This window comes from Streptomyces phaeolivaceus, from assembly GCF_009184865.1.
GTDB classification, from domain to species: domain Bacteria; phylum Actinomycetota; class Actinomycetes; order Streptomycetales; family Streptomycetaceae; genus Streptomyces; species Streptomyces phaeolivaceus.
Genome location: NZ_CP045096.1, coordinates 6,936,075 through 6,955,195, shown reverse-complemented (window position 1 = coordinate 6,955,195; position 19,121 = coordinate 6,936,075). Strand labels below are relative to the sequence as shown.

Annotated in this window: 17 protein-coding genes; 5 read left to right on the top strand and 12 right to left on the bottom strand. The window is 70.4% G+C overall.

Translation table 11 applies throughout. The features are described 5' to 3' along the window. Positions 1-32 precede the first annotated feature (32 nt). From F9278_RS32255 to F9278_RS32225, 7 genes are all read right to left on the bottom strand, one after another. The gene (locus F9278_RS32255; RefSeq protein WP_152171439.1) at positions 33-935 is read right to left on the bottom strand and encodes a DUF5936 domain-containing protein; all 903 of its coding nucleotides are present in this window, start codon (positions 933-935) and stop codon (positions 33-35) included. Between the two features lie 19 nt (positions 936-954). Next, on the bottom strand, positions 955-1,953 hold the full coding sequence (locus F9278_RS32250) for a type II secretion system F family protein (protein WP_152171438.1): 999 nt from the start codon (positions 1,951-1,953) through the stop codon (positions 955-957). Positions 1,954-1,971: 18 nt separating this feature from the next. Further along, positions 1,972-3,312 carry a CpaF family protein gene (locus tag F9278_RS32245; RefSeq protein ID WP_152171437.1) on the bottom strand — a complete coding sequence of 447 codons (1,341 nt, stop codon included), beginning with the start codon at positions 3,310-3,312 and terminating at the stop codon, positions 1,972-1,974. A gap of 24 nt (positions 3,313-3,336) precedes the next feature. After that, a complete protein-coding gene (locus F9278_RS32240; RefSeq protein ID WP_319023148.1) occupies positions 3,337-3,654 on the bottom strand; it encodes a TadE/TadG family type IV pilus assembly protein in 318 nt (105 codons plus the stop codon). A gap of 419 nt (positions 3,655-4,073) precedes the next feature. Beyond that, positions 4,074-5,687, bottom strand: a complete 1,614-nt coding sequence (locus F9278_RS32235; protein WP_152171436.1) for an AAA family ATPase — start codon at positions 5,685-5,687, stop codon at positions 4,074-4,076. 481 nt (positions 5,688-6,168) lie between these two features. Then, positions 6,169-6,885, bottom strand: a complete 717-nt coding sequence (gene cpaB, locus F9278_RS32230; RefSeq protein ID WP_152171435.1) for a Flp pilus assembly protein CpaB — start codon at positions 6,883-6,885, stop codon at positions 6,169-6,171. Between the two features lie 181 nt (positions 6,886-7,066). Continuing rightward, positions 7,067-7,957 carry a hypothetical protein gene (locus tag F9278_RS32225; protein ID WP_152171434.1) on the bottom strand — a complete coding sequence of 297 codons (891 nt, stop codon included), beginning with the start codon at positions 7,955-7,957 and terminating at the stop codon, positions 7,067-7,069. A gap of 262 nt (positions 7,958-8,219) precedes the next feature. On the opposite strand from F9278_RS32225, the gene F9278_RS32220 reads away from it, so the two are divergent. Together F9278_RS32220 and F9278_RS32215 are read left to right on the top strand one after the other, a co-directional pair. Beyond that, positions 8,220-9,905, top strand: coding sequence for a chitinase (locus F9278_RS32220; RefSeq protein ID WP_226967055.1), 1,686 nt, complete (start codon positions 8,220-8,222; stop codon positions 9,903-9,905). Between the two features lie 159 nt (positions 9,906-10,064). Continuing rightward, entirely contained in the window at positions 10,065-11,195 is a 1,131-nt protein-coding gene (locus F9278_RS32215) for an epoxide hydrolase family protein (RefSeq protein ID WP_152171432.1), read from the top strand. Between the two features lie 36 nt (positions 11,196-11,231). Here the strand turns inward: F9278_RS32215 and F9278_RS47565 are convergent, their stop codons facing one another. Then, positions 11,232-11,708 (bottom strand): hypothetical protein, encoded by a 477-nt coding sequence (locus F9278_RS47565; protein WP_226967054.1) that lies wholly within the window; start codon positions 11,706-11,708, stop codon positions 11,232-11,234. Between the two features lie 159 nt (positions 11,709-11,867). On the opposite strand from F9278_RS47565, the gene F9278_RS32205 reads away from it, so the two are divergent. Continuing rightward, entirely contained in the window at positions 11,868-12,377 is a 510-nt protein-coding gene (locus F9278_RS32205) for a SigE family RNA polymerase sigma factor (protein WP_152171431.1), read from the top strand. An 80-nt stretch (positions 12,378-12,457) separates the two neighbouring features. Beyond that, positions 12,458-13,762 (top strand): hypothetical protein, encoded by a 1,305-nt coding sequence (locus F9278_RS32200; protein ID WP_152171430.1) that lies wholly within the window; start codon positions 12,458-12,460, stop codon positions 13,760-13,762. Between the two features lie 49 nt (positions 13,763-13,811). Here F9278_RS32200 and F9278_RS32195 read toward each other — a convergent pair whose 3' ends face one another. Together F9278_RS32195 and F9278_RS32190 are read right to left on the bottom strand one after the other, a co-directional pair. Beyond that, positions 13,812-15,152: an Nramp family divalent metal transporter gene (locus F9278_RS32195; protein WP_152171429.1), complete on the bottom strand. Its 1,341-nt coding sequence runs from the start codon at positions 15,150-15,152 to the stop codon at positions 13,812-13,814. A 141-nt stretch (positions 15,153-15,293) separates the two neighbouring features. Beyond that, the gene (locus F9278_RS32190) at positions 15,294-15,695 is read right to left on the bottom strand and encodes an ATP-binding protein (protein ID WP_152171428.1); all 402 of its coding nucleotides are present in this window, start codon (positions 15,693-15,695) and stop codon (positions 15,294-15,296) included. Between the two features lie 596 nt (positions 15,696-16,291). On the opposite strand from F9278_RS32190, the gene F9278_RS32180 reads away from it, so the two are divergent. Continuing rightward, the gene (locus F9278_RS32180; protein WP_152171427.1) at positions 16,292-17,695 is read left to right on the top strand and encodes a M14 family metallopeptidase; all 1,404 of its coding nucleotides are present in this window, start codon (positions 16,292-16,294) and stop codon (positions 17,693-17,695) included. Positions 17,696-17,787: 92 nt separating this feature from the next. Here the strand turns inward: F9278_RS32180 and F9278_RS46410 are convergent, their stop codons facing one another. Then, positions 17,788-18,537 carry a hypothetical protein gene (locus tag F9278_RS46410; RefSeq protein ID WP_226967053.1) on the bottom strand — a complete coding sequence of 250 codons (750 nt, stop codon included), beginning with the start codon at positions 18,535-18,537 and terminating at the stop codon, positions 17,788-17,790. Positions 18,538-18,702: 165 nt separating this feature from the next. Continuing rightward, positions 18,703-19,113 carry a RidA family protein gene (locus tag F9278_RS32165; protein WP_152171426.1) on the bottom strand — a complete coding sequence of 137 codons (411 nt, stop codon included), beginning with the start codon at positions 19,111-19,113 and terminating at the stop codon, positions 18,703-18,705. Between the last annotated feature and the right edge of the window lie 8 nt (positions 19,114-19,121).

Here is a 19,121-nt window from a genome sequence, read left to right as displayed (position 1 = left end):
GGGTGGGGTGTGGCGGGGTCGTCGGGGTTTCATCAGCGGCCCAGGATGTCGCCGAAGTTGGTGCCTGAGCCCAGGAACATGCCTGTCGCGATGAGGATCATCGTGGCGGGGAGCATGAAGATCAGGGTGACCAGGGTCGCCTTGGGGATCGTACGGGCGGCTCGGCGGCGGGCGTTCTGGGCGTCGGTGCGGCGCATGTCTGCGGCGAGTTGGATCAGGGTCTCCGCGATGGGGGAACCCAGTTCCTCGCCCTGTTGGAGCGCCGAGACGAACTGGGCCACCTGTTCGGACGTGTTGCGTCTGCGGAGTTCGTCGAAGGCCTGGCGGCGGCTCACGCCCATGTCCATCTGGCGGAGGGTGATACGGAGTTCGTCCGCCCAGGGACCCTCGTACTTCTCGGCGACCCGGTCCAGGGCCTGGCGGAAGCCGAGGCCCGCCGAGACGACCACGGCAAGGACGTCCAGGAAGTCCGGCAGCGTGCGGTCGATGACGTCCTTGCGGTCGCGGACGGCCTGCCAGATCGCCGCGTCGGCGGCGAGCAGACCGAAGGCGAAGGTGAACGCGGCGAAGAGCGGGCGGTCGCTGGTGAGGAAGACCAGGCCCATGAACGCGCCGAAGAAGCCGTAGACGGCCCGGCGGGCGGCGTAGCGGTTGAGGGTGAGGCCGCCGGGGTTGCCCGCCATGTCGATGCGGCGGCGTTTCGCCTCGACCCGGCGGGGGCCCATCAGACGCAGGACGAGCGGCGCGAAGCGCATACCCAGGCGGTCGACCGCCGAGCCGGTCTTCGAGACGCGGGTGGCGCCCACCTCCAGGGCGAGCGCCAAATCGCTGGGGAGTTTCGCGTCGGCGCGGATCATACGGATGCCGATGAGGACGCCCACGACGGAGACGGCCGTCAGGAGGGCCAGGAGAAGGGGGAGCGTCGATGTCGTCATGTCGGTCACGGGCCCCTTCTCATACTTCGATCTTGCCGAGGCGGCGGATGACGAAAAAGCCGACCGTGTACAGGCCGATCGAGATCAGGACCAGGGCCTGGCCCAGCGGGGAGCCGGTCACCCGGGCCAGGGCGCCGTCGTTCGAGGAGTTGATCAGGAGGAGGGAGCCGAGGCCGAGGAGGGGGACGGTGAACGCCGTCGCGTTGACCTCGGAGAGCATCGTGCGGACCTCGCGCCGGGTCTCCTTCCGGTCCTCCAGGGTCTGCGTGAGGTTGCGGAGGGAGCTGACCACCGAGCCGCCCGCCTTGTTGGACAGTACGAGGGTGGTGACGAGGACGATCAGTTCGCGGGACGGGAGGCGTTCCGCGAGTTCGCCGAGGGCGTCGTCGACCGAGCGGCCGAGCGCCAACTGGTCGGCGACCCGGGCCAGTTCCTCGCCCGCCGGGGCCTCCAGTTCCTCCGCCGCCATCGCCAGTGCCGTACGGAGCGCGAGGCCCGCCGCCGTGGCGTTGGCCAGGAGGCGGGCCACGTCGGGGAGTTGGTTGATGAAGGCCTCGATGCGTTTCTGGCGCTGCCAGTTGAGGAAGATGGCCGCCGCCCAGACGCCCACGGCCGCAGCGATCGGGCCGAAGAACGGGGCCAGGGTGGTCGCCGCGATCAGCCACAGCGCCACGACCGCCATGGTGACGTACGTCGCGAACTCGCCCGCCGTCAGGTCGAGTCCCGTCGTGGTCAGGCGGAGGTGGATCGCGCGGCCGAGGCGGGTGCGGCGCAGGCGGCGGTCCACGGCCGTGAAGCGGCGTACGCGGCCCGCCGCCGTGCGGAGCGGGCCGCCCTGGTGGCCGGCGAGACGGTCGACCAGGGCCTGGCGCTGGGCACGGCCCGAGGCGTACGCGTGCGCGCCCGCGACGGCGAGGGTGCCGCAGAGGATCGTGGCGCCGAGGGCCAGCAGGGTGGTGTTGTCCAGGTCCACGGAGGCCTGCGCCGCCTGGGTCGACACGGTCGACAGGGTTGTCATCGTCCTACCTCCTCGGGGCTAACCGATGGCCTGGCGGGTGTTGAGCGGGTCGATGGCCTCGGCCACGCCGTACGCGGGAGGCAGCGGCTCGTTGGCCACGTACAGCTTCTCCGCGATCGGGCGGGGTATCGGCAGGTGTTCGAAACGGCCGTGGACGACCCGGTCCGCGCCCAGCGGGTCCGGGGCGTAGCGGGATACCGTGGCGATACGGAACTGTTCGCGGCCGTGCGAGACGAGCAGGGCGATCTCGGTGACCTTGCGGGAGCCGTCCGCGAAGCGGGTGAGCTGGACGACCACGTCCACCGCCGAGTTGATCTGGTCCTTGAGCGCCTCGAAGGGGATGAGGACCTCGGACATCGAGCCCAGGGTCTGCAGCCGCATCAGGGCGTCCTCGGCGGAGTTGGCGTGGACCGTGGCGAGGGAGCCGTCGTGGCCCGTCGACATCGCCTGGAGCATGTCGAGGGTCTCGCCGCCGCGGACCTCGCCGACGATGATGCGGTCGGGGCGCATGCGGAGGGAGTTGCGGACCAGGTCGCGGATGGTGATCTGGCCCTTGCCCTCGATGTTGGGGGGCCTCGACTCCAGGCGGATGACGTGTTCCTGCTGGAGCTGGAGTTCCGCGGAGTCCTCGATGGTGATGATGCGTTCGCGGGGTGGGATCAGGCCGGAGAGCGCGTTGAGGAGGGTTGTCTTGCCGGTGCCCGTACCGCCGCTGACGATCACGTTGAAGCGGGCCCGGACGAAGGCGGCGAGCAGCATCAGCATCTGCTCGTCGAGGGAGCCCAGGTCGATGAGTTCGGGGAGGGTGTACGCGCGGGGGAAGCGGCGGATCGTGAGGGTGGGGCCGGTGAGGGCGAGCGGGGGGATGATCACGTTCACGCGTTCGCCGGTGGGGAGGCGGGCGTCGACCATCGGGTTCGACTCGTCCACGCGGCGGTTGACCGTGGAGACGATGCGTTCGATGGTCTGCATGAGCTGGTCGGTCGAGGCGAAGCGGAGGGGGAGTTGTTCTACTCGGCCGGCTCGTTCCACGAAGATCGCGTCCGGGCCGTTGACCATGATCTCGGTGACGGACGCGTCGGCGAGGAGGGGTTCGAGGACGCCCAGGCCGAGGGCCTCGTCGACGACCCTGCGGATCAGTTGGGAGCGCTCGGCGGAGGAGAGGACCGGGCCCTCTCGGCTGATGATGTGGCCGAGTACGCGTTCCAGGCGGGCGCGGCGGTCGGCGGCGGTGAGGGCCGACATCTCGGCCAGGTCGATCTCTTCGAGGAGCTTGGCGCGGTAGACGGCCACGAGGTGTCCGTCCTCTCGTCCGGCTCCTCCCTCGTCGGGGGCGGCGATACGGGATCGCAGGCTCATCCTCTGGTCAGCTCCTCTCGGGGGTCAGTTGTCCGTGTCGTTGGGCATGGTGGCTGTGCGTTCGACCGTGACCGGGTCGAAGAGGGGGACTACGGAGGGGACGGTGACCGTGACCGTGGCTGTGGTGGTGTCGGTGCCGGGGCCGACCTGGGGGGTCGGGTTCAGCCAGTCGCTCGCCGCGGCGACGCCTGCGGCTGCGCCTGTGCCGGTCTCCAGTGACTCGGCGCGGGCGGCGGCCCGGGCGGCCGAGCCTGCCTGGCTGATGCCGTAGCCGATGAGGCCCAGTTGGATCGCGGCCATGCCTACGAGGAGAAGGATCGGGAGGAAGCCGGCGAACTCCAGGATGGAGGAGCCTCGGTCGTTCCAGCGGGGGTGGTGGGTGCGGCTTCCGGTGGTGGGGGTGCGGGTGCGGCTTCCGGTGGTGGGGGGTGGGGCGCCTGTTCGGTGGGTCGGGGGTGGGGCGCCTGTTCGGTGGGTGGGTCGGGGGCGTGTCGGCGGGTGTCCGTCCTCGGAACGGCGCGGAATCGGTCGGCTGGGAGGTTGGGCGGGTTGACGTGCCGACCGCTGCGGGCGGACACCCCCCGACACGCCCCCTTCTCGCCGTACGCCCCTGACCCGCCGTCGGGGGGCCGTCACGGCCCCGGGCGCGGGTTCGCCGTCGGTGCGTGCCCGGTACGCCCGTCGTTGGGGTGCGGGTACGGGGTCGGCCGCTGGTTCGCCTTCGGTTCGGTGTTGGGGGTGGGGCGTGGGGTTCGTGGTTGTCATGGGGTGTCGCCCTCCAGGGCCGCTCCGGCCTCGCCGTTGACGGTCCAGCCGGCGTCGAAGCCCGGGAAGAAGAGGGGGACGTTGGCCTGGACCTCGGCTCGCATGACGGGGCCGGAGGGGGCGCAGTCGATGGCGGTGTCGTTCCATGCGCCGGGGAGGTTCTGGGTGCCGGCGGCTTCGCAGGCGGCGGCTATGTCGCCGTCCACGGCGTACGCGGCGGTGGCGGCGCGGGCGGCCTCGTCGGCGGCGTTGCCCGCGAGGGAGTAGGTGTAGCCGTAGAGGGCGGCCTGCCAGAGGATGGCCATGGTGATCAGGATCAGGGGGAACATTCCGGCGAATTCGAGGGTCGCCGAGCCCCGGTCGCCGCCCTTGCGGCGGAGGACGAGGGCGCCTCGGTCGGTGGAGGACCTGCGGCGTCGGCCGCCGGAGTGGTGGTGTTCCGCGACCAGTTCGAGTTCGCCCGCCAGTGCCCACAGGGCCTGTTTGACGACCGAGCGGGCGTCGAGGTCCTGGAGGCGGCCCGCGTCGACCACGGACTGGAGTTCCTTGAAGGCGGCGGGCACGGCGGCGCGGGCCACCTTCGTGCCGGTGATCTTCTCGACCAGGGACGGCTGGATCTCCGTACCGCGCGACAGGCGGTTGACGACCGTCACGGTCTCCTCGGCCTTGCGGATCTGGAGGCGGTCCCAGAGGCGGACCATGCGTTTGGCGGCGCGGATCGCGACCACGTCCGGGGTGACGAGGAGCAGGGCGTGGTCGGCCATCTCGACGGCCGCCGCCGTGGCCGCGTTCATCTGGGAGCCGCAGTCGACGATCACGACGTCGTGCCGGGAGCGGAGGGTCGCCACCACCTGGCGGGCCACGCGGTCCGTCACCTCCTCGCCGCGTTCGCCCTCGGCGGGGGCCAGGAGCAGGGCGATACCGGTGTCGTGGGTGTAGACCGCCTCCTGGAGGACGCGGGGGTTGATGTCCGTGATGCCGGCCAGGTCGGCGACCGAGCGGCGGAACTGTACGTCCAGGTACGAGGCGACGTCCCCGGACTGGAGGTCGAGGTCGAGGAGGGCCACCGTACGGCCGGACGCGCGGGCCGCGAGGGCGAGTTGGACGGCGGTGACCGTGGCGCCGACGCCGCCCTTGGCGCCGCTGACCGAGACGACGGTGCCGCCGGGGCCCGTGTACAGCTCGGGTGTGCCGCTGCCGAGGTGGCGGCGCATGCCCGCCGACCAGGCGGCGGCGGCCTGGACGCGTTCGGCGAGGGCCTCGTAGGCGAGGGGGAGGTTGACGATGCCCCGGGCGCCGGAGTCCATGGCGGCGGTGAGGACGCCGGTGCTGGTGTCGGAGGTGACGAGGACGACGCCGACCGCCGGGAAGCGCAGCACGAGGTCGCGGACCAGGTCCAACGCCGGTACCGGGCCGATCCGTTCGTGGACGAGGACGACTTCCGGGAGTTCCTCCAGGGAGTCTGCGGCCAGCCGCGCCAGGGTGTCCAGGAGGGCGGTGGAGTCGGAGACGGGGGGTGCCGGTTCCGCGTCGGCCAGCTGACCGAGCAGGGTGGTGAGGGCTCGGGCCGAGTCGACGTCCCCGGCGGCGGGGAGGATGCGGATGGTCATCGGTGGGTCCTCCCCGTTGCGCCGGTCGCGGATGCTCGCGGCACGGTGGTGCGCGTTCCGCCGGGCGCGGATGGGTGGAGTGCGGTGGTGCTCGTTCCGGCGTGCGTGGGTGGGTGGGGTGCGGTGGTGCTCGTTCCGCCGGGCGCGGATGGGTGGAGTGCGGTGGTGCGCGTTCCGCCGGGCGCGGATGGGTGGAGTGCGGTGGTGCTCGTTCCGCCGGGCGCGGATGGGTGGAGTGCGGTGGTGCGCGTTCCGCCGGGCGCGGATGGGTGGAGTGCGGTGGTGCTCGTTCCGGCGTGCGTGGGTGGGTGGGGTGCGTTCGGGCGTTCACACATGTGGGATGCGCGCGGCGCGTTCGTTCGTCGGGTCGTCTCCCTGAGCATGCCCGTCCTCCGCACGCCCAGGCGTAGCGGCGTTCGACGCAATTTCGTTCGGGGGGCCCTCGTGCGGACGTTCCGGACCGACCTCATCGCGGGGCCTCCTACTTGTCCTCGTCGAGGGTGTACGAACGGTCGTCCGGTACGACGACGGTGGCCTCGCCGCCCCCTACGAGGGCGAGACGGACGTGCTCGGCGAACGACTCGGCGAACGCCACGCGCTGGGCGTCGGCGGTGTCGAGCGCGAAGGTGATCGGGACCGCCTCGGTGGCCGTGCGCCGGCGGTCGCTGCTGGACTGGCCCGATTCGAGGGGGGTCAGCTTGCCGACGTCGATGACGCGGGCGTCGGCGACCATCAGCTTGGACGTGTCCTTGCCGGAGTCGCTGTCCTTCTCCTCGAAGGTGGCGTAGATGTTGACCCGCGAACCCGGGTTGATCTTGCCCGCCACACCGGTGGACGCGTCGATCAGGATCGCGATCTCCTGCTGCCCGGGGTCGAGTTCGGGCCGGTCGACGATCATGTCGGACTGGAGCAGGGAGCCCTTCTCCAGCTGGGTGACGGCGATCTTTCCGCGGATCTGGGCCAGATCGGTGACCGCCGTGGCGGACAGCCATCGCTCGGGCATCGTGATCTTCTCGAACTGGCCCGCCGACAGCTCCTTGTAGGGCGCGATGTCGCTCTTCAGCCGGTACGCCGTCACCTCGGGGCCGACCTTCGAGTTCACGTCCCGGATCACCGAGAGCACTCCGGCGAAGGCGGCCAGGGCGCACAGGGCCGACAGGACCAGCAGGATGACGCCGCGGCGCTGGCGTGAGTTCACTACTTCTCACCTCGTGGGGAAGTGCCGGGCAGTGGAGCGGGCCTGCTCTTCTGCTGGGGGTCCGGGGGTCGGCCCCTGGAGTGATGCAGCATGAGCCGAACAACCTCGATCGGGGGGAAGTGAGACGACTGACGGGGTCGTGCCTTCGCGGCCTACGGCCTGTTCAGTTGTCGTACGGCTGTCATGTGGCCCCCCGCGGCAGTGCGCGCACGGGTGGGGATTCCGGTTCCCGTAAAGGGGCCGCGCAGAACCCGCAGCGGTCGCCGATGAGTTCGAGGCCGCACCAGTGGCAGGTCTCGCGACGGACGGACGACACGAGCTGGTAGAGCACGGAGACGTCGGAGAGGCCGGCGGCGAACTCGACGAGCTTGCCGGTCCCCCACCAGCGCGTGGACCCCTCGGGCAGCGGCACCGGCAGCGAGCCCTGCACCTGCCAGGCGGGAGCGAGCGTCGCGGTGACCCAGTCGGACGGCGGCTGCGGTCCCTGTGCGACGAGCAGCCGGGTGCCGAACTCGGGCCCGGCCAGGGGCTCCTGGTCGGCGACGTTGAGGCGGACGAGCTGGGGCCGGGGGTTGGCCAGTACGGCGAACTGGGCGCCCGGTAGCCATGACTTGGCGTGCGACGTGAGGGTGACCGGCACCCGGTCGAGCTTGGTGACGGAGCCGAGGAGCGCGCCGGCGTAGATGTAGTGCGCGAGGAGGCGTACGGAGGAGGCGAGCACCCCGGGGCTGAAGTCGCACACCGACAGCTGGCGCAGTTGCTGGGCGAGCAGGGCGAGGCCGAGCGGCGGCAGGTCCACGCCGAGCAGGGCGATGCGGTCGCTCTCCAGCACCGAGCGGACGGTGTGCAGCCGGCGGGCGACGACCGTCTCGTCGGAGGTCGAGTGGAGGACGATGACATAGCCGTGCTGCTCGATGAGCGCGTGCATGCCGAACAGGGAGGCCTCAAGGGTCTTCTGCGGCTGTACGACTGCGGGCGGGGTCTGCCGGTCGTGCGGCGGGAGCACCAGACCGGAACTGGTGACGGCTATCGCGGTCGGCACGCTGCGTCTCCCTCGACGTCCCTCCTGCATCGTCTTGCATCAGCACCATATCCACGGCATGGCCCGATCAACACTGGATCCCCTTGATCAACTCACGGAAGGTACGGGCCGTATCCACACAGAGTGAGACGCATATGCCTCAACTCGACAGGCGGGGGCGGGTGTTGGGCCACCCTTACGGGCGAACGGGCCCCGTGCGCGAGTATTGACAACCGGATTGGTCTGGACCAACGTACGGAGCATGTTCAGACACAGGAACAGGGACAGGAACAGACACGGAAGTCGCATACGGATGCGGTGGGTCCGGTCCTGGGGCTTGGCCTCCGGTGCCCTCACCCTCTCCCTCGGTCTCACCCTCGTCGGCGCCGGACAGGCCTCCGCCGCGGACATCGACAACGCCAGGAACGCCGGATTCGAGTCGGGGCTCAGCGACTGGAACTGCTCGGCGGGCAGCGGCGAGACCGTCTCCTCCCCCGTGCACGGCGGCGCGTCCGCGCTGCGGGCCGGGCCGGCGGGGCAGGACAACGCCCGCTGCGCCCAGACCGTGGCGGTCAGGCCCGACGCGACGTACACGCTCAGCGCCTGGGTGCGGGGCGGGTACGCGTATCTGGGCGTGACCGGCACCGGTACGACGGACGTGTCCACCTGGACACCGGACGCGGCGAGTTGGAGACAACTGTCGACGACCTTCGGCACGGGCGCCTCGACGACCTCGGTGACGGTGTACACGCACGGCTGGTACGGGCAGGCCGCGTACTTCGTCGACGATGTGTCCGTGTTCGGTCCCGACGGCGGCGGGGGCGGCGACCAGCCGCCCACGGTCCCGTCCGCACCGGCCGGGGTGACGGTGTCGGGCACCACGTCCTCGTCGGTGTCGCTGGCCTGGAACCCGGTGTCGGGCGCCTCGGGGTACCACGTCCACCGGGGCGGTACGCGGGTCCAGTCGGTCACCGGCACCTCGGCGACCGTGACCGGGCTCGCCGCCTCCACCTCGTACGGCTTCCAGGTGACGGCGACCAACTCGGCCGGGGAGTCCGGCCGTTCGGCGACCGTGACGGGGACGACGACGGCGACTCCGGGCGGCGGCACGGGTGTGCCCAGGCACGCGGTGACCGGGTACTGGCAGAATTTCAACAACGGGGCGGCGGTGCGGCGGCTCGCCGATGTCCAGTCCCAGTACGACATCATCGCCGTCGCCTTCGCGGACGCCACAGCCGCACCGGGCGCGGTCGACTTCACCCTCGACTCGGCGGGGCTCGGCGGCTACACCGTCGACCGGTTCAAGGCGGACGTCCGGGCCAAGCAGGCGGCCGGCAAGAAGGTCATCGTGTCGGTCGGCGGTGAGCGCGGCACGGTCGCCGTCGACGACGCGGCCTCCGCGACGAACTTCGCGAACTCGGTGTACGCGCTGATGCGGACGTACGGCTTCGACGGCGTCGACATCGATCTGGAGAACGGGCTGAACGCCACCTATATGACACAGGCGTTGCGGGCGTTGTCGGCGAAGGCGGGCCCCTCGCTGATCATCACCATGGCGCCGCAGACCATCGACATGCAGTCGACGTCGAACGCGTACTTCCGGACGGCGCTGAACATCAAGGACATCCTGACCGTCGTCAACATGCAGTACTACAACAGCGGTTCCATGCTGGGCTGCGACGGCAAGGTCTACAGCCAGGGGTCGGTGGACTTCCTCACCGCCCTCGCCTGCGTCCAGCTGGAGAACGGGCTCGACCCGTCCCAGGTGGGGCTGGGGCTGCCGGCCTCGCCGCGGGGCGCGGGCAGCGGGTACGTGTCGCCGAGCGTGGTGAACAACGCGCTCGACTGTCTGGCCCGGGGCACGAACTGCGGCTCCTTCATGCCGCCGCGGACGTACCCCGATCTGCGGGGCGCGATGACCTGGTCGACCAACTGGGACGCCACCGCGGGCAACGCGTGGTCGAACGCGGTGGGGCCGCACGTGCACGGGCTGCCGTAGGCGGCGGCGAGGGGAGGCGTGGGGGGTCCGGGGTGTCGGTCAACGCCTTTCGAGCAGGATCGAAAGGCTTGTCCGGCGGGAGCGGTACGCGTGAGCATCGGTGCAAAACGCCGGTCCTTGCGGACACGGGTTGTCCGCAAGCCTTCCTACCTTGGACTCATGACAGACAACAGCGTGCGCAGCCACCGGATCGACATTCCTCAGGCCCAGCTGGACGATCTGCGCACCCGGCTGGACCTCACCCGCTGGCCGGACGAGCTTCCGGACGCGGACTGGGCGTACGGCGCCTCCCTGCCGTATCTCCGTGACCTCGCCACGTTCTGGCGTGGCGCCTACGACTGGCGGAAGCACGAGGCCGCCCTCAACGAGATCCCGCAGTACGTCACGGAGATCGACGGCGCGCGGGTGCACTTCCTGCAGGTGCGCTCGTCCGCGCCGGACGCGCTGCCGCTGATCCTCACGCACGGCTGGCCGGGCTCGATCGTGGAGTTCCTCGGGGTGATCGACCGCCTGAGCGACTTCCATCTGGTGATCCCGTCCATCCCCGGCTTCGGTTTCTCCGGGCCGACCCGCGAGCGGGGCTGGAACGTCTCCCGTGTCGCCCGCGCCTGGGCGGAGCTGATGCGCCGGCTCGGCTACGAGCGGTACGGCGCCCAGGGCGGCGACCTCGGCGCGCTGATCTCCCCCGCGCTGGCCCGGGTCGCCCCGGAGTCGGTGGTCGGCGTGCATGTGAACGCCGCGTCGGTCGGCTTCATCCCGCTCGGCCCGGTGGACGACGCCGAGCGGGAGGGCCTCACCGACCGGGAGCTGCGGAGCCTGGCCGACATCGCCGAGTTCACCACGGACGGCTTCGGCTACAACGCCCTCCAGTCGACCCGCCCGCAGACCCTGTCCTACGGCCTCACGGACTCCCCCGTCGGCCAGCTCGCCTGGATCATGGAGAAGTTCCAGGCGTGGACGCACTCCTCGGCCGCGCTGCCGGAGGACGCGGTCGACCGGGACACGCTGCTCACCAACGTGATGCTGTACTGGCTGACCGGTACGGCCGGTTCCGCGGCCCGGATGTACTACGAGAACAGCCATGTCGTCGACTGGTTCCCGGTGGCGACCTCCGGGGTGCCGACCGCCGTGGCCAACTTCGGCGAGGACGTGTCGATCCGCCGCTGGGCCGAGCGGGCCAACACCCTCGCGCGCTGGACGGAGTTCGACCGCGGCGGCCACTTCGCGGCCCTGGAGGTCCCGGACCTACTGGCCGGGGACGTACGGGAGTTCTTCGCCTCCCTGCGCTGACCCGACCCCGCGGGTGCCCGCCCCGCCCGCTCGCCCTCAGCCCATCGGGCGGTAGTGGCCCAGCACCTGGGCCAGATGCGCGAACCACTGGTGGAGGCGCTCGCGGGGCTTCGCCTCGACCGCGCACTCGAAGAAGCCGCCGTCGAGGTGGATGACGGCGACCATGAGCGCCTTGCCGTTGCCGCTGGCCTTGTAGTGGACGCTGCGGATCTCCTCCCAGGAGAAGTCGACGGAGACGCCGTGGTCCTCGAAGGCGACCCCGTTGATGTCGACGACGACCGAGTTGCGGCGGTCGACGGCCAGGAACTCCGGGCCCTGGACCGGAGTCGGCCCCGCCTGCGGCTGGGCGTAGGGGTGCGGGTGGGGCCGGGCGTACGGGTGGGGCTGGGGGTGGGGGTACGCGTAGGGGGCCTGTGGTGCGTACGGCGGGGGCGGGGGGCCGAAGCCCTGGGGGCCGCCCGGTGGTGTGCCGGGTGGCGGTGGTGGCTGGTGGCCCTGCTCAGGCTGGTCCATGGCGGTACGTCCCTCTGCCCCGTAGGTGTGACTCCCCGGCACGGTATCCCTCCCCCTTCCGTGAAACATTCCCCGGGTGCCACCGCGTCAAAGGAGTGAGGGGCGAGCGGGAAGAGAAAAGGCCACGCCCCGCACGAGCTCGTTCAGGGGGAGCCGGAGATGAGACAAGTCCGCGCGGACGGATACCAGGAGTTCGCGGCGGCCCGCGCGGGGCATCTGTACCGGTCCGCGTGTCTGCTCACCGGCGGGGACACCCATCTCGCCGAGGACCTCGTGCAGGAGACGCTCGGCCGGTTGTATGTGAAGTGGGGGCGGGTGCGGCGGGCGGACAACCCCGCCGGGTACGCGCAGACCGTGCTGACCAGGACCTTCCTCGCCCATCGGCGGCGGCTCAGCAGCCGGGAGCGGACCACCGACGTGTTCCCGGACGTGCCCGCCGCGCCCGGCACCGACTCGTCCCTGCGGCTCACCCTCGTCGAGGCGCTGGGCCAACTGCCGCCCAAGGACCGGGCCGTGATCGTCCTGCGCTACTGGGAGGACCGGTCCGTCGAGGAGACCGCCGCGGCGATGAACGCCTCCTCGGCGGCGGTCCGCACCCGGTGCGTCCGCGCCCTCGCCCGGCTGCGCGTCCTGCTCGGGGACGGCATCGGTGAGTACGCCACCCCCTGAGCCTCCCCCCGGCGCCCTCCCCCGGCCCTCGGCACTCCACAGACACAGTTCCCCTCCACTCGCGGAAACGGTGGTTCGTCATGCCCCTTGACCAGCACGAAGACCCGTTCGAGAGCCGGCTCGGCGACGCCCTGCGCCGGGCCGGCGGCACCTTCGAGACCGATGGAGGCGCGATGGTCGGCGGCGGGACCGTACGCGGTCGGCGGATGCTGTTCCGCCGCCGCGCCGCGATGTTGGGCGGGGTCGCCGGGATCGCGCTCGTGGGCGTGGGCGGGGCCCTGCTGCTGCCCGGGGGCGGCGGCGGGGGCGGGAAGCAGTCCGTCGCGGCGGAGCGGTCCGGTGGGGAGACGGTCAGGGACGACGACGGCGAGGTGTCCGGCGCCGAGATGGTCCAGCGGCTCAAGGACCTGATGCCGAAGGGGAGGTTCAGCGAGGAGTCGGCGCATGGCACGGACACGGAGACGGGGCCCTCCGCACATGTCGTGTACGACGACGGCAAGGGCGCGGCGGCCGTGGAGCTCGGGCTCGGGCGGATCGACCCCGACAGCGAGCACGCCCGGCAGCTGACGAAGTGCCCGGACAAGGAGACGGTCGCGTACGACTCCTGCGAGGAGATCACCCGGCCGGACGGCTCACGGCTGATGCTGTTCGAGGGGTACGAGTACCCGGACCGCCGCGTGGACACCAAGTACTGGTACGCGCAGGTGGTCGACCCGGAGGGGTTCGAAGTCGGCGTCATGGAATGGAACGCCGCGGCGCAGAAGGACGCGCCGGTCACTCGTGCCGAACCGCCGCTGCCCACCGCGTATCTGAGGGCGATCGTCACCGCCTCGGAGTGGCAGGAGGTTGTCGACGCCATTCCGGAGGCGGCGGAGAAGGAGGATCGGGCGGACAAGGAGAGCTCGTCGACGGAGCGGCCGGACGACCCCGCCGCACCCCCGCTGGTCAGCGGCGAAGCGATCCGGCAGACGCTCACCGGCCTCCTCCCCGAGAGTGTCGAGATCGTCGGCAAGGAGGAGGAGCCGGAGCCGGAGCCGGACTTCGCCTACGTCGTCGTCGACGACGGCAAGGGGAAGAGCCTGGTGCAGGTCAATGTGCAGCCGGGCATGGCGGACGTCGCGGACTCGCTGTTCGGCTCCGACGCCGAGACCCTGCCCGACGGCACGAAGGTCGTCACGCGGCAGGGCCCCGGGGAGAAGGGCGGCGAGGGGGGCGTCATGTGGACCGTGGACACGCTCCGCACGGACGGGCTGCGGGTCGTGATCAGCGCCTTCAACTCCGGCGCCCAGCACACGGCCGCGACCCGCGAGACCCCCGCGCTCACCATGGCGCAGCTGAGGGAGATCGCCACCAGCGGGAAGTGGAAGACGCTCGACGCCTCCTGACCGCGCCCGTGCGGTGGGGGTGGGGGTGGGGGTGGGGGTGTCCGTGGGGTCAGAAGAAGTCCGCCCACGGCTGGTCCCAGATCTGCTTCACGGCCAGGACCAGGAAGAGAAGGCCCGCGAGGGCGAGCATCCCGTTGCTGATGAGGCCGTTGCGCCATTCGCGGGGTGTGCGGGAGGAGTTGAGGAGCCAGAGGAGGGTGGCGGCCAGGAACGGGAGGAAGGCCGCGCCGAGGACGCCGTAGAGGATGATCAGACGGAACGGCTGGCCCTGGAAGAGCAGCACGATGGGCGGGAAGGTCAGCCAGAGCAGATACGCGCGGAACGGCCAGGACTTCTCGTGGCGGCCGGAGGCGACCGCCTCGCCGCCGGCCGCCGCCGCGCCCGCCGTCTCCCCCTTGCGGCGGAAGCGCGCCACGAAGTCCGCGAACATCAGGCTCACGCCGTGCCAGACGCCGATGAGCGAGGTGTACGAGGTGGCGAAGAAGCCGATCAGGAAGAACTTGGCGGTGGCCGTGCCGTACTCCTCGGCCAGGATGTCGCCGAGCTGGATCAGGCCCTTGTCGCCGCTGGCGATGGCCACGTTGGCGGAGTGCAGCAGCTCGGCACCGACGACGAGCATCGCGATCACGAAGATGCCGGTGGTGAGGTACGCGACCCGGTTGTCCAGGCGCATGATCCGCATCCAGCCGGTGTTGGTCCAGCCCTTGGCGTTGACCCAGTAGCCGTACGCGGCCAGCGTGATCGTGCCGCCGACGCCGCCGATCAGGCCGAGGGTGTTGAGGATCGAGTCCTTCTCGTCGGGCAGGACCGGCAGCAGGCCGGCGAAGGCGTCCGGGAGGTTCGGGGTGACCCTGATCGCCAGATAGACGGTCACCACGAACATGACGCCCACGAGGACCGTCATGACCTTCTCGAAGACCTCGTACTTGTTGAACCAGACGAAGACCAGACCGCTCAGGCCGCACAGGACGGCCCACCACTTCAGGTCCATGACGTCGGGGAACAGGGCCTGGAGGGGCAGGGCGCTGGACGACATCGCGGCGGCTCCGTACACGAAGCCCCAGATCACGACGTAGACGACGAAGAACCATGTCGTCCAGCGGCCGAGGCTCGCCCAGCCGTCGAAGAGGGTACGGCCGGTGGACAGATGCCAGCGGCCGGCGGCCTCGGCGAGCGAGATCTTGACGAGGCAGCCGAGGACAGCCGCCCACAGCAGGGTGTAGCCGAAGTTGCTGCCCGCGATCAGGGTCGCGACGAGGTCGCCGGCGCCGACACCGGTCGCGGCGACGACGATGCCGGGGCCGATGTACTTCCAACTGGATTTACGGGGTGGGGGGTTGATGTCGAATGTTGCCGGGGTGTCAGTGGGGTTTCCCGTGGTGTCCGCCATGAAGGTCAAGAAACCCCAAAGCCCACGGACAGACAAGAGGGCATGCGCCGCGCCCCGTCAGGGACGCGGGGAACCGCGCGACCAGTGACGACGGCGCGGCAGGCGGACGACGGCCCGACGGAGCTATCGGAGCCGACGGAGCTATCGGCCGCCGCAGCCCGCCACCTCGCACGTGCCCAGTTCGAACCAGACCGTCTTGCCCGGCCCGTCCTGGTGACAGCCCCAGCGCCCGGCCAGCGCGTCGACCAGGAACATCCCCCTGCCGCTCTCCGATATCTCCGTCGCCCGGCGGACCCGGGGCGGGCGGCCGTCCGTGTCCGACACCTCGCAGCGGAGCACACCGTGCGAGGCCGACAGTGTCAGCTTCAGTCGGCTCTCCGCGTGCACCAGCGCGTTGGTGACCAGCTCGCTCACCAACAGCTCCGCCGTGTCGGTCTGGTCGAGCAGTCCCCATCCCTCCAACTGCCTGCGCACCTGCGCGCGGGCCTGCGCGGCGGCGGTGGGACGGGGGTCGTACTCGACGCTCAAGTGGCCCGCACCCATGGGCGGTTGGGGGTACGAGGCGAAATGGGGGCCGGAATCCGGAAGGAGACCCCCGGAGAGTTGCAGCATGCTTCCAGGGTTGCCGTCGGCACGTACGCGGCACACGGGGAGGAATACCCGTTTCCTGCCGTGCATATACCTGTTTCCCGTCCAGGTACGTCCGCAATTGGGCAGGTAAGCGACCGATGGCGTGTACGCGGTCGTGTACGCGGTTGTGTACGGCTTGCGCACGCCGTGAACTCCCCCCTCACTCTTGACCTGGTCATGCCAGACCCGGACCATGAGCGCCACACCCGCACCGGGTCGTGTCCGCAAAGTCCCGTCGTCCGCCCGGAGGGCGGGCTCCGCGGCGTCCGGTGCGTGCTCTCGGCGTGCCGGGCGAAAGCCCTCGTACTGGAGTACTTGGGCTTTCGTCCGGTGCGTCGGGAGTGCGTGCCAGGCGTCGCGGAGCAGACGGGACTTCGCGGACACGGCCCAGGGTCTGCCGATCACCCCCACGGTCATCGGCCGGCCCAAGGCACGTCGCAAGGATCCACCCCCCGCTCCACTCCCCGTTTCCGGAGACCCCGGAATCCCTGGAGAAAATAGGAGACTTCATGCGACTCCGCATACGCGGCAGGGCGGCGGCGCCGGGCGCGCCCGGCTCCCCCGGCTCCCTCGGCTCACCCGGCCGCAGATCCCGCCGCCGCAGCGCCGGCCTCGCCACCGTGCTGGCGCTGGCGCTCGCCGCCCCGGTCGCCGCGACCACCACGGACGCGACCGCGACCAGCGCCGAGCGGCCCAAGGCCTCGGCGGACGACATCCGCCAGTACGAGGTCCATATGCACTCGGACAGCAAGTCCCGTACGGCGCTCCAGCAGGCCGGGGTGACCGTGGACGACGCCGACGACCACTCGGTGTTCGTCTCCGGCCGCGCGGACCAGATCAAGAAGCTGAAGCAGCAGGGCTACGAGATCACCCCGCTCGGCGCGGTCCCCGACCGCTCGAACGGCGAGGACGACGTCCGGCTCTTCGACTTCCCGTCCGCCGACTCCCGCTACCACAACTACGCGGAGATGACGACGGAGATCAACTCCGTGGTCGCGGCGAACAGTTCGATCGCCAGCCAGCGGGTCATCGGGACGACGTACCAGGGCCGGAACATCGTCGCCATCAAGATCAGCGACAACGTCGGCACCGACGAGGCCGAGCCCGAGGTGCTGTTCACCCACCACCAGCACGCCCGTGAGCACCTCACCGTCGAGATGGCGCTCTATCTCCTCAACGAGCTGACCTCCGACTACGGGACCGACTCCCGCGTCACCAACATGGTGAACAACCGCGAGATCTGGATCATCCCGGACGTCAACCCGGACGGCGGCGAGTACGACGTCGCCACCGGCTCGTACCGCTCGTGGCGCAAGAACCGGCAGCCCAACAGCGGTTCGACGGCCGTCGGCACCGACCTGAACCGCAACTGGAACTACCGCTGGGGCTGCTGCGGCGGTTCGTCCGGGTCGACGTCCTCGGACACCTACCGTGGTGCGTCGGCCGAGTCGGCGCCCGAGGTGAAGGTCGTCGCCAACTTCGTGCGCAGCCGGGTCGTCGGCGGGGTCCAGCAGATCAGGACCGGCATCGACTTCCACACGTACAGCGAGCTGGTGCTGTGGCCGTTCGGGTACACGACCGCCGACACGGCGACCGGGATGACGGCGGACGACCGGAACGCGTTCGCGACGGTCGGCGGGAAGATGGCCGCGAGCAACGGGTACACGCCCGAGCAGTCCAGTGACCTCTACATCACGGACGGGTCGATCGACGACTGGCTGTGGGGCAACCAGAAGATCTTCGGGTACACGTTCGAGATGTATCCGGGGTCGGCGTCCGGGGGCGGGTTCTATCCGCCCGACGAGGTGATCGCCCGGGAGACCGCGCGGAACCGGGACGCGGTGTTGCAGTTGCTGGAGAACTCGGACTGCATGTATCGGTCGATCGGCAAGGAAGCGCAGTACTGCGCGTAGGCTGCGCCGCTTGAGCCGGTGAGAGCTCGGGGACTTCTGTGGGGGGGGAACTGCGGGACCGTAGTGGCTGGTCGCGCAGTTCCCCGCGCCCCCTACGGGGCACTGTCCTCGGGCTCTTCCTTGTCGGCACCGTCGTCGAAGTACGCGTCCAGTACCTCGTCGATCTGCTTCTCCCAAGTCGCGTGTTCGGACTTGGCCTTGGCCTCGATCTCCAGGAAGTACCAGCGGCGGTCCGGGGTGTGGACGGTGATCGTGAAGCGCTTGCCGAAGCGGGGGGACTCCGTCTCGATCGCGCCGATCTCGTCCCAGGTGAACTCGCACTCCTGGTCGTCCAGACGCAGCCGTACGCCGTCGCTGTCCGCGGTGATCTTCGCGCGACGGTCGGAGGCCTCGAAGACGGGGGCGTCGGCGGGGGCGTCGGCGGGGGCTTCCGCGTCGGTGCCCTCGTCGGCTTCCGCGCCTGCTTCCGCGCCTGCTTCCGCGTCGGATTTGTCTTCGGCTTCGGCTTCGCCGTCGGGTTCCGCGTCGGTCTCGGCTTCGGCTTCGGCTTCACCGTCAGCTTCGGTCTCGGCTTCGGCTTCGGCTTCGGCTTCGGCTTCGGCTTCGGCTTCGGCTTCGGCTACACCGTCAGCTTCGGTCTCGGCTTCGCCATCGGCTTTGGCTTCGGCTTTCGCGTCGGATTCGGCGTCCGCTTCCGCTGCCGGTTCGGTGGATTCCGTGTCCTCCGGCTCCTCCTGCTTCTCCTTCTTCACGGACACCGGTGCCGTGAGTCCGGGGATGTGCGACGGGTCGACCGCCGCGGCGGCCAGGGGCTGGGTGTTCGAACCGATGCGCTGCTCCACAGCGGGCAGTATGGTCGACGATCCTGTGCCGGGAACAGTCGGGCCGGGCATATGTCCGTATCTGGGTTTCACGACGTTCAGACGAACACGCTCATACCTCCGCTGCCTCGAAGTCTGGTCGCTCGCGCAGTTCCCCGCGCCCCTGAGGGGCGCGGGTGTGAACCCTCAGTTGTCCAGGACCGCCAGTGCGTCGATCTCGATCAGCAGGCCGACCGGGAGGCCCACGTAGACGGTGGTGCGGGCGGCCGGGGCCGTGGTGAGGTGTTGTTCGAGGTACTCGTTGTAAAGCGCGTTCATCTCGGCGAAGTGGTCCACGTCCGTGAGGTAGACGCGGATCATCATCACGTCGTCCCAGGTGGCGCCGCCCTCTTCCAGGATCGCCTGGACGTTGGCAAGGGTCTGGAGGGTCTGTTCGCGGAGGGAGGGGCCGGCAAGGGTGGGGGGCTCACCCTCAACGGCGGGGAGGAAGCCGACCTGGCCCGCGACCTGGAGGAAGTTGCCCTTCCTGACTCCGTGGGAGAACTTCGCGGGGGGTGCGGTGTGGGTCTTCGGGGTGAGGGCGATCTTGTCGGCCATAAGGAGTC

Coding starts and splice junctions, on each gene's coding strand:
- F9278_RS32255 (WP_152171439.1), bottom strand. CDS start 935: ATGACGACATCGACGCTCCCCCTTCTCCTGGCCCTCCTGACGGCCGTC.
- F9278_RS32250 (WP_152171438.1), bottom strand. CDS start 1,953: ATGACAACCCTGTCGACCGTGTCGACCCAGGCGGCGCAGGCCTCCGTG.
- F9278_RS32245 (WP_152171437.1), bottom strand. CDS start 3,312: ATGAGCCTGCGATCCCGTATCGCCGCCCCCGACGAGGGAGGAGCCGGA.
- F9278_RS32235 (WP_152171436.1), bottom strand. CDS start 5,687: ATGACCATCCGCATCCTCCCCGCCGCCGGGGACGTCGACTCGGCCCGA.
- F9278_RS32225 (WP_152171434.1), bottom strand. CDS start 7,957: ATGCAGGAGGGACGTCGAGGGAGACGCAGCGTGCCGACCGCGATAGCC.
- F9278_RS32220 (WP_226967055.1), top strand. CDS start 8,220: ATGCGGTGGGTCCGGTCCTGGGGCTTGGCCTCCGGTGCCCTCACCCTC.
- F9278_RS32215 (WP_152171432.1), top strand. CDS start 10,065: ATGACAGACAACAGCGTGCGCAGCCACCGGATCGACATTCCTCAGGCC.
- F9278_RS47565 (WP_226967054.1), bottom strand. CDS start 11,708: ATGGACCAGCCTGAGCAGGGCCACCAGCCACCACCGCCACCCGGCACA.
- F9278_RS32205 (WP_152171431.1), top strand. CDS start 11,868: ATGAGACAAGTCCGCGCGGACGGATACCAGGAGTTCGCGGCGGCCCGC.
- F9278_RS32200 (WP_152171430.1), top strand. CDS start 12,458: ATGCCCCTTGACCAGCACGAAGACCCGTTCGAGAGCCGGCTCGGCGAC.
- F9278_RS32195 (WP_152171429.1), bottom strand. CDS start 15,152: ATGGCGGACACCACGGGAAACCCCACTGACACCCCGGCAACATTCGAC.
- F9278_RS32190 (WP_152171428.1), bottom strand. CDS start 15,695: ATGGGTGCGGGCCACTTGAGCGTCGAGTACGACCCCCGTCCCACCGCC.
- F9278_RS32180 (WP_152171427.1), top strand. CDS start 16,292: ATGCGACTCCGCATACGCGGCAGGGCGGCGGCGCCGGGCGCGCCCGGC.
- F9278_RS32165 (WP_152171426.1), bottom strand. CDS start 19,113: ATGGCCGACAAGATCGCCCTCACCCCGAAGACCCACACCGCACCCCCC.